General features: G+C 39.5%; 14 protein-coding genes and 1 pseudogene. 3 read left to right on the forward strand and 12 right to left on the reverse strand.

The window, feature by feature from the left end:
• Positions 1-1,435 precede the first annotated feature (1,435 nt).
• On the reverse strand, positions 1,436-1,609 hold the full coding sequence (locus EEL30_22745) for a putative holin-like toxin (GenBank protein QDX94854.1): 174 nt from the start codon (positions 1,607-1,609) through the stop codon (positions 1,436-1,438).
• A gap of 368 nt (positions 1,610-1,977) precedes the next feature.
• Complete coding sequence (locus tag EEL30_22750; protein ID QDX94855.1) at positions 1,978-2,067, reverse strand: putative holin-like toxin; 90 nt, start codon at positions 2,065-2,067, stop codon at positions 1,978-1,980.
• A 150-nt stretch (positions 2,068-2,217) separates the two neighbouring features.
• Between EEL30_22750 and EEL30_22755 the strand changes: the two genes are divergently transcribed.
• Positions 2,218-2,400 carry a hypothetical protein gene (locus EEL30_22755; GenBank protein ID QDX94856.1) on the forward strand — a complete coding sequence of 61 codons (183 nt, stop codon included), beginning with the start codon at positions 2,218-2,220 and terminating at the stop codon, positions 2,398-2,400.
• A 267-nt stretch (positions 2,401-2,667) separates the two neighbouring features.
• On the opposite strand, the gene EEL30_22760 is transcribed toward EEL30_22755, so the two are convergent.
• The 4 genes from EEL30_22760 to EEL30_22775 form a co-directional block, all read right to left on the reverse strand.
• Positions 2,668-2,757, reverse strand: a complete 90-nt coding sequence (locus tag EEL30_22760) for a putative holin-like toxin (GenBank protein ID QDX94857.1) — start codon at positions 2,755-2,757, stop codon at positions 2,668-2,670.
• 427 nt (positions 2,758-3,184) lie between these two features.
• Positions 3,185-3,268, reverse strand: coding sequence for a hypothetical protein (locus EEL30_22765; GenBank protein ID QDX94858.1), 84 nt, complete (start codon positions 3,266-3,268; stop codon positions 3,185-3,187).
• A 199-nt stretch (positions 3,269-3,467) separates the two neighbouring features.
• Positions 3,468-3,824, reverse strand: a complete 357-nt coding sequence (locus EEL30_22770; GenBank protein QDX94859.1) for a hypothetical protein — start codon at positions 3,822-3,824, stop codon at positions 3,468-3,470.
• Positions 3,787-4,077, reverse strand: coding sequence for a hypothetical protein (locus EEL30_22775; protein ID QDX94860.1), 291 nt, complete (start codon positions 4,075-4,077; stop codon positions 3,787-3,789). The genes EEL30_22770 and EEL30_22775 overlap by 38 nt, the downstream gene beginning before the upstream one ends.
• Positions 4,078-4,353: 276 nt before the next feature.
• On the opposite strand from EEL30_22775, the gene EEL30_22780 reads away from it, so the two are divergent.
• Positions 4,354-4,566, forward strand: coding sequence for an XRE family transcriptional regulator (locus EEL30_22780; protein ID QDX94861.1), 213 nt, complete (start codon positions 4,354-4,356; stop codon positions 4,564-4,566).
• 27 nt (positions 4,567-4,593) lie between these two features.
• Positions 4,594-5,727: pseudogene (locus tag EEL30_22785) on the forward strand (site-specific integrase).
• 111 nt (positions 5,728-5,838) lie between these two features.
• On the opposite strand, the gene glnA reads toward EEL30_22785, so the two are convergent.
• The 6 genes from glnA to EEL30_22815 form a co-directional block, all read right to left on the reverse strand.
• Positions 5,839-7,173, reverse strand: coding sequence for a type I glutamate--ammonia ligase (gene glnA / locus EEL30_22790; protein QDX94862.1), 1,335 nt, complete (start codon positions 7,171-7,173; stop codon positions 5,839-5,841).
• Positions 7,174-7,221: 48 nt separating this feature from the next.
• Entirely contained in the window at positions 7,222-7,629 is a 408-nt protein-coding gene (locus tag EEL30_22795) for a MerR family transcriptional regulator (GenBank protein ID QDX94863.1), read from the reverse strand.
• A gap of 373 nt (positions 7,630-8,002) precedes the next feature.
• On the reverse strand, positions 8,003-10,375 hold the full coding sequence (locus EEL30_22800; GenBank protein ID QDX95864.1) for a penicillin-binding protein: 2,373 nt from the start codon (positions 10,373-10,375) through the stop codon (positions 8,003-8,005).
• Positions 10,376-10,583: 208 nt separating this feature from the next.
• Entirely contained in the window at positions 10,584-11,852 is a 1,269-nt protein-coding gene (locus EEL30_22805) for a methionine gamma-lyase family protein (protein QDX94864.1), read from the reverse strand.
• A 21-nt stretch (positions 11,853-11,873) separates the two neighbouring features.
• On the reverse strand, positions 11,874-13,163 hold the full coding sequence (hflX, locus tag EEL30_22810; protein QDX94865.1) for a GTPase HflX: 1,290 nt from the start codon (positions 13,161-13,163) through the stop codon (positions 11,874-11,876).
• A 224-nt stretch (positions 13,164-13,387) separates the two neighbouring features.
• On the reverse strand, positions 13,388-14,359 hold the full coding sequence (locus EEL30_22815) for an AAA family ATPase (protein ID QDX94866.1): 972 nt from the start codon (positions 14,357-14,359) through the stop codon (positions 13,388-13,390).
• Between the last annotated feature and the right edge of the window lie 19 nt (positions 14,360-14,378).

Genomic DNA, 14,378 nt, shown 5'->3' on the forward strand with positions numbered 1-14,378 from the left:
AGACTGTTGTCATTTTGATCTAATTAGTTGATTTGAAATTATTCGTAAAAATAGCTACTACAGCAAAAATGCCATTTACTATTGCGTTGATCTGATCGTCGGTAATTATGCTGTATCCATATGAGTCAGCAAGCAACTTCATCGCACCAAGTACACCAGCAATTAATACCGCTTTGTTTCCTGTTGTTTTCATACGCTTATACCTCCAATTTATTAGCCATAATGATAATTAACGTGGTAGCATAATCACCTTTTACGGTACCGCCCTGAACAGCGTTGGTTTTCCAATACTTAGGTGTTTGGATAACTCCGGTTTGTACAAGCTTTTCTAATGATTTATCTAACTTTCCCATAGCTGCTACCCTCCTTTTGGTTTGTAAGGGTGTCCGACATACTCGTTTGGATGCGTTAAAGTCTGTAGCTTTATATTATTTATTGGTTGATTAGAACGGTTTCAAATTTGGCTGGCTACCCCATTTGAAAAGATTTAATTTTTACGCAAAAAAAATCACACATAACTTGTTTTATTCGCAGATAGAGTTATAATAAAAGTAGCATTTATTTTAAAAGTAACTTTTGAATAAATACAATACTATCTAAATTTTTACCACTCTATATTTTTGGGAATCAACTTGAAAACTCAAAAAACCGCAGGTGCTTAGAACACCCGCAGTTTCATATAATAGATTATCTCTTAATGGGATTGACTTCAAATCACAAAGTAAGGTCGCTTAGCTTTCCACGGCAATGGCGGTCTTATTTTGCTTGCATCTTTATGATCAGTCCGATTAGAGAAATTATCAGCAATCCAAAGGTAAACATCACCATCAATGATTCGTATACTGACATGGCTCTCACCCCTCCCTGTCCTATGACATTGGGATGATCCTTTGATGACCATTGAGAGAGTAATCTACTGTACTTATAATACTATGAGATCACAGCATAAATCTACCAATTTATTTTTTCTACAACTTAAAGAATTAACCTTTTTCATATTTAAACAATATTTTTTTGTAATGTTTGCAAACTTCGGTTACGCAACCCGACATCATATATAAAGAAAAAAAGATTGCTGTAACTGCAAAAATCAAGCCCAACTTGTGTACTACCAAAATTACCAACCTCCACAACATATAGTAAATTTCAACAAAGAAAAATATACCATATATGCAGATAATCGGAAATCAATTTGAATAACACGTTGAGGAAAATCACACCTAACTTAACTCTTGCGGTTTTTTCCAATACGTTTATAATAAGAGTATTGATACGAAAAACGTATCAACTGAATATTTGTAAATCAACTTGCTTATACTAAAAAAGACCAAGTTATGCGCTAACATACCTTGGCCATACAATAGACCATCCCTCAATGGGATTGGCTCAAATCAGGGAGTAAGATCGTCAAGCTTGGGAAGGCTCAATGGCGATCTTACTTTTTTGTCATTTTGTAAAATAGCCCTACTAAAACTATGATAAATGTTCCAAAGGCAAACATTACCATAAGCGCTTCGTATACGGACATGAGCATCACCCCCTTGCTACTATGACATGGGGGTGAGCCAAGATCGCCATTGAGAGAGCCGATTCTATTGTACCTAGCCATTATAGCATGAATAGTTTTCTTATTTCTATTATTTGTAATTTTCGATCTTTGATAGGTATGCTTTTTAGTAAATATAAACTAATTTCTATTTAACTTAAATTATATCATAATATCGACTATGCTGTTTTTGTGATATTATTTATGTTGTATTCTCAATTAACTAATTGTAAAATGTATGGTATACACGACATTTTGTCGTATAGAACTTACATTTTTGTACTACAGGGCTTGTATCTTGCCTATAATAAAAAAGACCGCAGGTGTTGCAGCACCTACAGTCTTGACAATAGACGATTCCTCAATGGAATTGCTCAACCCCTATGTAAGATCGTCCCTACTTTTGTGAGTTTAGGCGGTCTTATTTTTTGCTATCTTATAATCGTAATAATCAGTGTAATCAAAGCGATGATAAACGTACCGAATCCGAACATCACCATTAATGATTGGTATACTGACATGGGCCTCACCCCCTACATCTATAACACAGGGATGAGCTTTAAAAAACGCCATTGAGAAAGTAATCTATTATTCTCATAATACTATGAGTTTCCAACATAATCCATAGTCTTATTTGGGTACCTATTTATGAACATTAGGAGAGATGCGATTTGAAGAGGGTATTCAGACCAAGTATAATTGTCTTTTTTATAATTTTCTTAATTGGAGTATTTAATATTGTGCCAAGTGAAAAAAGCAGTTTATGGTCACCGTTTTTTGCTGTGCTATTAGGCTCCGCATCAGTAGGACTATTTGTTGAGTGGGCTAGTACGCAAGGTAAAACCAAAAAATAATTTGACATATGACATCCAAAATCTAGATTGAACCTGACTTCTCAACAGTTATAGATTTCGTATTATTTCGTATTTCACGAAATTTTTTCGTATAATTGAAGCTATAATGTGGTATTATATAGTTACTAGAAACGTATAAACTAAAAAGACCGCAGGTGTTGTAGCACCTACAGTCTATACAATAGACGATTCCTCAATGGAATTGGCTCAAGCCCTATAGAGTAAAATCGTTGAACTTTAGCAGAGTCAAGACGGTTTTACTCTTTGTTATTTTAAAATCATAATAATCAGTGTAATCAAAGCGATGATAAACATTCCAAATCCAAACATCACCATCAGTGATTGGTATACTGACATGGGCCTCACCCCCTACATCTATGACATAGGGATGAGCTTTTAAACGCCATCGAGAGAGGAATCTATTATTCTCATAATACTATGAGACCACTGTATAAATCTACCAATTTGTTTTTTTATGTAATGTTACAAATCCAATATTTTGCCTATATATTAGCTACTGCTTTTATCAACTATCAAAAGACCAGGGAATGCTCCCATTTAATAAATCGCATCTCCCCCTTGTGGTTTCCGTCATTACAGTTATAATATAAATATGATACGTTTTGACTATCAACTGAATATTTTTAAATTAATTTGCATACACTAAAAAGACCGCAGGTGCTGGTAACACCTAACGGTCGGTACAAAAGTTTGTCCCTGCAAAGGGTCGGCTCAAAGACTTTCAGAAGAATAGACTTCCCCTACTTGTCAGGTCAAGGGAGGTCTATTTCCTTTTGTGGAAAGACAGTATGGCAACGATCAATAATCCAAATGCTATCATTAATGAAATTGCCTCGTATACCGTCATACTCTCACCCCCTTCCCTATCGGGATAAAAGAGAGTGAGCCGACCACCCTTGAGAGCCGAACTATTGTATTAAGGTGAATTATAGCAGTAAATGGAATCTTTGGTATACAGTTTTTTTATACCCACTGAGCAACCAGCTCTTGGGTTCTCTTCTCCTCGATTCTCTTCATCGTACCGTAGAAGCATCTTAGGAACCTATCTAATCCCCACTCCTTCTGATCCCGCTTATACTCATTCTTGGTATATACCCCCAAGCATCTAAGGCTATAGGAATAACGTTCTCGTTTCTCTCCCACCCAGTTACTCTTTTGAACATTACGACCCTACTCCAGAACTGCTTAATAACTGTCCCACATGAGAACGCTGGTCGGATTGCCTTAACAAATTCCTTCGGGATGTAGTTCGGTATAACTGTGGAATCCTTTTCTAGCCTTGTTACTTTAACGTTATCTTTATTGTTTTCTTTTTGATTTTTTGGAGTATTAAAAACGCTTGTATTGGACTCGCCTTTCTTAGCCTCAGAGCTTGGTGCTATTGCGTTTTCTCCACCATCCAACCCCTTCAACCTTAACCCCGTCATTTGAGTGTAAAAAAGCAAACATGTTAGCACCCTGCAAGCCCGTTTTTCTAGCCGTAGTAATGCGCTTGATGATACCCACCTGCTCAAGTTTTCTTATTGCTCTCTCAACACTCGCCCTACTAACCTTTACCATCTTCATTATGGTTTCGATTTTTAAGTACGCCACCCCGATTACTTTCATTGCTCGCAATCTTAGTGCATCCAGCACTATCATGGTTGCAGGAGTCACTTTCGCTGCTCCTCTTCAAATGGATATCTATAGAAAGTCTAAGATGCTCTTTCTTTAAGAAATTACTGAATTTTTTCATTACATCTACAGTTGAAGTATCCATTTAAATCACCACAAGTACACTTTTGTATAATTTAAAAATCATATTTATATACTTATAATACCTATTTAAAATCACATGGTCAACACATAAAGTCACTTTTGTGTATTTTATATTTGTATTTGTATGTTTTAGCAGATATAATTACCTATAAAAATAAAAAGGTGATGTTAGAAATGGGGTTTACCTATAAGCCGCTGTGGAAGATGCTGATCGACAAAGACATGAAGAAAAAAGACCTAAGGGAAAACCTAGGTCTACACTCTATAACCGTTGCAAAAATGGGCAAAGATGAATATGTTTCAATGGAGGTATTGGACAAGCTTTGTAATCATTTTGGGGTTAACCTTGAAGGTATTGTTGAACACGTCCCTGACAAGGATGAGTAATTGTAACGAGTAAAAGGAGGAATACACATGGCATCTTACAGAAAGCGCGGCTCAAAGCGGGAATACCGGGTACGATATAAAGACCCTTTCACACAGGGATTTAAAGAAAAAACAAAAGGGGGGTTTACAACAAAAAAAGAAGCCCAACTTGCCGCTTCAGAAGATGAGAAAAAATTACTGGAGGGCTATGAACAAGAAGATGTTTCTCTAAATAACTATCTAATGATTTGGCTAAATGAGTATAAAAAGGACACCATCCGTAAAAACACATTTGAGTTGCACAAGAGGAATATTGCAAACCACATCATTCCTTTCTTTAAGAACATAAAGTGACGTGATGTTAAACCAATCATGTATCAGAGGTTTTTAAATCAACTATCAGAAAAAAACTACAGCAAACGTTCTATAGAGATAGTACACACTACTATGAATAATGCGATGGAAAAAGCCGTAACACTAAATAAAACTGAAAAGAACCCTTGCACTGGTGTCACAATTAAAGGCCAAAAGAAGACTAAAGGCGTTACATTTATGGAATCAAATGACATACCTCTTTTTTTGCAAACTGCTTATCAATATGATTATATCTATTGGATCTTCTTCAAAACTCTGATTGAGACAGGTATGCGCAAAGGTGAAGCAGCTGCCTTACAGTGGTCGGATATGGATACCAAAAACAGCACAATCAACACCAACAAGACTCTCGACTTTTCTGCGAAAAATAAAAACGAACTGTTCGGAGACACAAAAACGTACAGCTCCGCCAGAACTATCCGCATAAGTCAATCTTTAATAAACGACTTAAAAAATCATGTAAAATATCAGAATCAGAATAAACTTGCTTGGAATGAGAAATATCACCACGACCTAAATCTAGTTCTGTGTAGAAACGATGGTAATTTTATTCCTAAATCCTCTCTGTTTAATGCTTTTTCGAGAATATTACATAAAGCCAATATTCCTTCACTCCCTATCCATTCCCTACGACATACCCACGCGGTTTTACTATTAGAGACAGGAACAGACATGAAATACGTTCAGGAACGCCTTGGGCACGGTAGCATACAAATCACATCAGATGTATACGCCCATATCTCGAAAAAGATTGAATCAGATAACATGGGTACGTTTGAAAACTACATGAAGAATATTTATGATTAATCGAAAAAAATGTGGGCAAATTGTGGGCAATGATTTGAAAACTTAAAATAATTGATTTCTGCCCACAAACAACAAAAACCCTCACGCTTAGAGGCGCAAGGGTTCTGACGATTAATACGTATTCATGTATTGGCTACGCTCCCACTCGTGTACACGTGTGCGGAACATATCCCATTCGATTTCTTTCGCTTCAATGAAGTGTAACGACGCATGCTCACCAAGTGCTTCACAGATAACACGATCCGCCTTCAGGCACTCAATTGCCTCTTTTAACGTAGATGGTAGGCTATCAATGCCATTTGCTTCGCGATCAGCTTCGTTCATTACGTAGATGTTACGGTCAACAGCAGGTTGCAATTCTAATTTGTTCTTAATTCCATCCAAACCTGCTTTTAGCATAACGGCTAGTGCCAAGTATGGGTTCGCTGCTGGATCAGGATTGCGCACTTCTAAACGAGTCCCCATTCCACGTGAAGCAGGGATACGAACTAATGGAGAACGGTTTTTCGCAGACCATGCCACGTAACAAGGCGCTTCATAGCCTGGAACGAGACGCTTGTAAGAGTTAACTAGTGGGTTCGTGATTGCAGCAAACCCTCTTGCATGCTTCAAAAGACCAGCTAGGTAGTATTTTGCAGTTTGACTTAAACCTAGCTCATCAGATTCATCATAGAATGCATTTTCTGTGCCAATGAACAGAGATTGATGAGCATGCATACCAGAACCACTTACACCAAACATTGGCTTTGGCATAAAGGTTGCGTGCAGACCATGTTCTCGAGCAATGGTTTTAACAACCAGTTTGAACGTTAGAATTTGATCAGCTGCTTGCAAGGCATTTGCATATTTAAAATCAATTTCATGTTGTCCTGGAGCCACTTCATGGTGAGAAGCTTCGATTTCAAAGCCCATTTTCTCCAAAGTTAACACGATATCACGACGACAGTTTTCACCCATGTCTAGTGGTGCAAAGTCAAAGTATCCACCTTGGTCATTTAAATTAAGGGTAGGTTCCCCTTTTTCATCAATTTTGAACAAGAAGAATTCAGGTTCTGGGCCAACGTTGAAATCCGTATAGCCAAGCTCTTCTGCTTCTTTCATTACCTTTTTCAAAATATAGCGAGGATCACCTTCAAATGGCTTACCATCAGGCATATACACATCACAGATCAAACGAGCCACTTTTCCGAATTCAGTACCCCACGGGAATACCACCCATGTGTCAAGGTCTGGGAAAAGATACATGTCAGATTCTTCAATGCGCACGAAACCCTCAATGGAAGATCCGTCAAACATCATCTTGTTGTCTAACGCTTTTGGCAATTGAGAAACCGGAATCTCAACATTTTTACTGATACCCATTAGGTCAGTAAATTGCAAACGGATATACTTCACATTCTCTTCATCGGCAAAACGCATAATGTCTTCTTTGGTAAAACGGCTCATTCTCTCTTCCTCCTCGACCAAATCCATGAATTTTTTGTACCCATTTATCTAGTGGAAGAACCGGGAAAGTTCTCCACGAATCAATGCCGATTCGCCTAAGCGATTAGCACCGGGGTGAATAATTTGTTGTTTTAATAATTGCAATAATTCCTTCTCCGACATTTGTGGACGAGCTGCCGTTTTTTCTGGTAAGATCGGCGCTTCCACGACAGGTTCTTTCAACTGAATCACCTGTTTAATTCCGGCGATATTTAAGCCCTTGTCAATCAATTCTTTAATTTCTAAAAGACGATCGACATCATTAAACGAAAATAACCGCTGTTTCCCTTCTGTACGAACTGGCGTAACTAACCCGTGTTGTTCATAATACCGAATCTGTCGTGCAGTCAGGTCGGTTAACTTCATCACGATGCCTATGGGAAAAAGGGCCATGTTGCGACGAATTTCATCACTCATTTTGCTTCCCCTTCCTGCCATTCCAATGATTCAAATTTATTATGTTCAAATTCTAACTGATAGCAGCTTACCTGTCAATACGTGTTAGAAAACCTGACATGTATTTTAAAAAAAAAGAAAACCAGCCCCAGGATGTCCTCAAAGACATCCATCATTCCTCTAAATGTAAAGGGTTAGGATAGGTTTTGTTTATTCATCTTAATCGTAAACAACCGGCTACTGGACTATATTTATTTTTTGTACAGAACTTATATATAAGAAAAAAACACATTTTCAGACTGCCTCTTGACTACCTACATGGTAGAACAACCAGGTCATTCTAGAAAACATGCTCATTTTTCACGTGACTTCCTTATCAATATAACTATTTTACTTACTGCTCTATACCATACATTTTTACGTATTCTTCCAAAATCTGCTTTGCAATTGGACCAGACATATCGGCACCATGTCCACCACCTGGTACAACCACAACAAAAGCCATCTGTGGATTCTTAACAGGCGCATATCCAACAATCAGCGCATTGTCTGCGTCTCCACCAGTTTGTGCTGTACCTGTTTTAGCTGCCACTGGAAAAGGGAAATCTTTAAAGTTCCTATACGCAGTACCATTCGGCTTTGTTACCTTGGCCATACCCTCCTGCGCTACCTTTATCCACTCAGGATCAATGTCGACCTTATTTAGAACGTATGGCTCCACTTTAGTCAACGTTTTTTGCTCTGCCGGGTTACTTGTTCCCTTACGAATCTCTTTGACTAAGTGGGGCTTGATTCGGTAACCCCCATTGGCTATTGTGCTTACATACTGGCAGAGTTGTATAGGCGTGAAATTATTATATTGACCTATAAAAGCATCTACTAAATTCCCTAAATATTTGTCTTTCGCTCGGTATCCTGGCTTCTCGCCCGGAAGATCGATTCCCGTTTTTACACCCAGCCCAAACTGACTATTATAGTAATCTAACACGGCAAATTGTTCGCTATAATGCTTGCCTTCCCGATTCCCCTTTCTTGCTAGACGAAGCCCCATCTCATACATGTAGGTATTATTAGATACCTGCAATGCCCTTCTCGCATCTACCGCACCATGTCCAGAGCGTAACCAGTTATTTTTAAATCGATTACCAACATAGATACCGCCTCTGTCGAAGATCGTCTCGGCAGGAGTTACCAAGCCTTCTTGTAACGCAAGCATGACAGATAGAGGTTTTACAGTAGAGCCCGGTGCATAAGCTCCTCGAATAATTTTATTATCCTCAAAGGGCCAAATATCGGTTGCATACACCTTACTAAATGTCTCCCGATCATAATATAAATTCAAATCGTAATCTGGATAATTTGCCAAGGCCAATATTTCTCCCGTACTCGGTACCATGACTATTGCATGTCCTACTTTCATATTTTTCTGCGAAAGAGATTTGTGCAAGATTTCTTCTACTTTATCTTGAAACCTCCAGTCCAAACTGAGAACGAGATCATTTCCAGGCTCTGCTACTCGTTTTATGGTTTCGTTGACAAACTCCGAGTTCCTGTTTACCTGCACAGCCATGGCACCACTCTTCCCACGCAGCTGGGACTCATAATATTTTTCCAAGCCTGCTACACCGACTAACTCATTATCAGCATATTGCTTGGCTTTATACTCTTTGACAAATCGTGGATCAATCGAGTTAATATACCCTAGGATATGTGTCGCTAATGGGCCTCCTTCGTCATCTTTCTTCACTTTCCTAAGCGGCTCCACCTCTACATAAACACCAGGTAATTCGATTAACCGTTCCTCAATCCGGGCATCTTCAGCCGCTGTAATATTACGCTTTACCTGCCTTGGCATAAATGCTGGTACTCCTACTCCTACCATTCGTTCCAAAACAAGCAATTTTCGCCATGTCCGTTCACGCTGTATCACAGAAAGACCTAGCTTCACATCAAGAAAAAAGAAGCGTGCATTCTCAATTAATTGTCGATCACTTTGTTTGGCCACGGGCGTTTCATATAAGGTCGTAATGGAGCTTTTTATTTTACTTATCAGGTCTTCTGACTGTTTTTTCTCTAATTTATAAGGAAAAGAAATCTGCTGTGTAATCAGTTCTATAAGCAATGCTCGATCGTTTAATCCTTGGTCTTGCGGAAAGGGCTTTCCTGTCTTTTTTTTCAACATTTCAAAAGCCTGAATTCGTTCTAAATCGGTGAAGGCATATTTGATAGGTACATGCACTTCTTTTGCTATGCGTAATAAATCAACAGGTTGTAACTGATTGATTCTCTCACGGGAGGGTAACGCATCTAATTTTATCTGTATTCGTGTTCGCAAGCCCTGACGTTCCTCGTGAGACAACAAGATGGGAAAGCCCGCCTGTAACTGAATCCCCAAGTCCGCAAGCTTCTTATCATCCCCACGCTCTTCTTGCTTCCAATTCAGCAATGTAGCCAAATCTTCAGCTACTTTCTCCTTGTTTATTTTCTCTTCTGGTTTGTCCATAAATTTCACAGTAAAAACTGGTTTGTTATCAACTAACACAACACCATTCCTATCTAAAATATGACCTCTTGGCGCAGGAATAGGAAGTTCTTTTAGACTGTATTTCTCCAATTCTTGTACAAATAGCTCTCCTTGGACAACTTGAACGTATGCCAGTCGTAAGATGACGACTACAAAGCAGATAAAAACTGCTAGAAACATAATATTAATCCGGAGTGATAATTCCGGGTCTTTTTTTCGCTGTTGCTCAGGTTCAATTTGCATGGTCCTCACCGCAATCCTTGTCATATATCCTCTCTTATTAATATACCAGAAGATTCCATATATTCCACGCAAATTGTACGTTGGTAAAATCGGCAATTGTCCAGCCCTATAGTTTGACGAATGGATCATTTAGAAGGCACAAAAAAACAGCTACAAATGATATTCATTCATAGCTGTCTGTATAATTGCGTAAGGATAATTTAACATTTTATATATCAAGCAAGCCTTTTGCTATCATACCATCTAAAGCTGTTAAAATTCCCACTTTTACATGCGAGTAAGTGAGTCCACCCTGTACAAATCCCAAATAAGGCGCACGTAGGGGACCATCAGCAGAAAACTCAATGCTAGCACCCTGAATAAAGGTCCCTGCTGCCATGATAACCTCATCCGCATAACCTGGCATGGGACTAGGATATGGTGTTACATGTGAGTCGACAGGTGCTGACTTCTGAATACCTTGGCAGAAAGTTATCAAACGCTCAGCGTTGCCAAATTCTACAGATTGAATTAAATCCGTACGTGGTTCATGCCACAATGGATCGGTGCGGAATCCCAGTTTTTCCAACATGGCAGAGGAAAAAATAGCCCCTTTTAACGCTTCACCCACCACATGTGGAGCTAAGAAAAATCCTTGGAACATCTCCAACAAGGAGTATAACGACGCTCCTCCCTCCGCTCCAATCCCAGGGGCTGCCATACGATAAGATGCCATTGTGACCAGATCTTCGCGCCCCACAATATATCCACCTGTTTTGACTAAACCACCGCCTGGATTTTTAATCAGCGAGCCTGCCATAATATCAGCGCCAACCTGAAGTGGTTCTTTTTCTTCCGTAAATTCGCCATAACAATTGTCTACGAACACGTTTACGCCAGGATTTATTTCTTTAACAAAAGAAATCATTTCCTCTAACTTGGCAATCGTAAACGAGGGACGATCGGCATATCCACGTGAACGTTGAATACCAATCACTTTCGTTTCTGGACGAATCGCTGCCTTTACAGCAGTAAAATCAATACTTCCATTCTCCAATAGCGGTACGTAGTCATAGCTAATTCCGTAATCCTTCAGGGAGCCTTGACCTTCCCCACGCACACCTACTACTTCTTCTAACGTATCATATGGTTTGCCTGTGATATATAATAAATGATCCCCTGGGCGCAACATTCCAAATAAACTAATGGCAATGGCATGCGTACCTGATATGATATGCGGTCGTACCAAGGCAGCTTCTCCACCAAACACCTCAGCATAAATGGATTCTAATGTAGCTCGACCACTATCATCATAGCCGTATCCTGTAGACGGTGAAAAATGAAATTCATTCACTTCATGCTTTTGAAACGAACGTAATACTTTGAATTGATTATAATCAACCAAGCGAGATACTTCTTGATGACGCTTGGCAATCATTTCTTCTACATCTTCCACGAGCGGGCGTAATTGCTCTCCGTGCGCAAACAGTTGAAACATGTTTTTTCTCTCACCTTTCTCTTACCATTCCTCTTCGTTCACAACAGGTGGATTTACCATATACGGAATCAAACGCCCATACATCGGCTCATCTGACTTAATACGTATCGTTATATGATAAGCAGTTCCATCCTCGGAAAATTCCTGCTCCATTTCTAATCCAGCTCGATGCATCATAGAAATCACATCTCCACGCTCCATCGGAATAATTAGCTCGACATTTTCATACCCCGTCAGCACGATCCCTTCGATCCTGTTGAGCAAACGCTGTAAATCTTGTTCAGACAATGCCGATATTTGAATGGAATCTTCTACTCGTGGCAAATATCTGTCTGAATCAAGTAAGTCAGCCTTATTATAAACAACTAATTGGGGGATGCTTTCAGCTTCTAAATCCTTCAAGACTTTGTCCACAACCTCCATATGAACTTCAAAGTCAGGATGGGAGCAATCTACCACATGTAAAATTAAATCTGCCTCCTGAACACCTTCCAAAGTAGAACGGAAAGCTGCAATGAGAGCAGTCGGGAGATCTTGAATAAAACCAACCGTATCCGTCAACAGCACTTCCTTTCCACTAGGCAGGCTCAACTGACGTGTGGTGGGGTCAAGCGTAGCAAATAATTTATCTTCTTGTAATGTATCTGCTTTTGTTAAATTGTTTAGTAAGGTAGATTTACCTGCGTTCGTATAGCCAACCAATGCGATCTGATACACATGGTTTTTCTTACGACGTTCACGGTGAAGATGGCGTGTACGAACGATATCATCTAACTGTTGCTTCAATTCACTAATTCGGCGACGAATATGGCGGCGGTCTGTCTCCAATTTGGTTTCACCCGGCCCACGCGTACCGATTCCTCCACCCAATCGAGACATCTGATTTCCTTGTCCGGCAAGTCGTGGCAATAAATAGCTGTATTGGGCTAACTCTACTTGAATTTTACCTTCTCGTGAATTAGCTCGACTCGCAAATATATCTAGAATCAACTGTGTACGGTCAATCACCCGGCATTCAAATAAAGCTTCTAGATTACGATTTTGGCTAGAAGACAATTCATCGTTAAAAATCACGACATCTACATCCAGACTCACAGCTAATTCAGCTATTTCCTGAATTTTACCCGTTCCTAGATACCAAGCTGAATCTACACGATCACGATTTTGGGTGATAACTTCTAGCACCTCAACACCAGCCGTACGTGCAAGTTCTCCCAACTCGTCCATGGATAGTCGCATGCGTTCCTCATTGCGTTGATCTAATAGACAACCCACTACCAAAGCTGTTTGTTGTTTATTCCATTCACTCATATATGTATCCTTCCTTCCCAAATCCCCAGACGAAAAGAACGGCATCCGCCCACTTGTTTAGCAAACGTCTGCCCTGTGTCATTCTTTTACTAGCTAGTAATCAATATACCTTCTTTTTTACCCATTTGTCATCCTTTTCATCCTTCTGATACTAAAATCTAGATGGCTGAGGGCTTATTCCTCTAGATTGTGTCACAAAACCTGCTACTGCAAGCGATAGGTTCTCAGTTTAAAAAATGACTTATATGCAAGTCTTCTGCTCGTATATTCATTAATTCTTCTTTGCTTGGTTTAGCATTCTTTAGCAAACGCATAGCTTGAGCACGGATTGCTTTCTCCAATAAATTACGTATGTAGCGAGCATTGCTAAATGACTCCAAAAAAGGATCGGAAAGCAAGTGGATCAGGTGTTGTTTCATTTTTTCTTTCGCCGTAGAGGAGAGAACATATTGTTTTTCCTCGACCATGATAGATGCAATCTCCATCAGCTCCTCCACCTCATAATCGGTAAAATGAATCTGAATGGGGAAACGAGAAGGTAAGCCTGGATTAATCTGTAGGAATTCATCCATTTCCTCTGTGTAACCCGCCAATATGCAAATAAAATCGTTTTTATGATCTTCCATCGCCTTTGTTAGACAATCAACTGCTTCCTTACCAAAATCCTTTTCTCCCCCACGGGCTAACGAATAAGCTTCATCTACAAACAGGATACCCCCCAAAGCTTTTTTAATTAAATCCCTTGTCTTCTGCGCTGTATGCCCAATAAACTCTCCAACCAGATCAGCACGTTCCACTTCAATTAAGTGACCCTTGCTCAAAATTCCCATCTCTTTTAGTACCTTCCCAAAAATCCGTGCCACCGTAGTCTTTCCTGTTCCTGGGCTACCTTTGAATACCATATGATAGACCTGTTGCTCTGTCTTTAATTGATATTTTGCTCGTTCACGGTTCGTTCTAAGTAGGGCATAAATTTCGTACATGACAAGTTTTGCTTCCTCTAATCCAATCATTTTTTCCAGCTCATTAATAACAGATTTAATATGATCGTTAGCAGTAGAGCGTACCGTATCTGCCAGCGGTTCTGGCTCCTTTAGCGGCTGGACCACCGGATGATGAAACACAAATTGAATTCGATGTGGTGATTCCGGTGATTCCGTAACGACCGTCTTGGTCATGGTCGCAGCCTGTTTCATGTCCCATCACCTGCTTTCC

This window comes from Brevibacillus laterosporus (assembly GCA_007833815.1).
In the GTDB taxonomy this organism is placed as follows: domain Bacteria; phylum Bacillota; class Bacilli; order Brevibacillales; family Brevibacillaceae; genus Brevibacillus_B; species Brevibacillus_B laterosporus_D.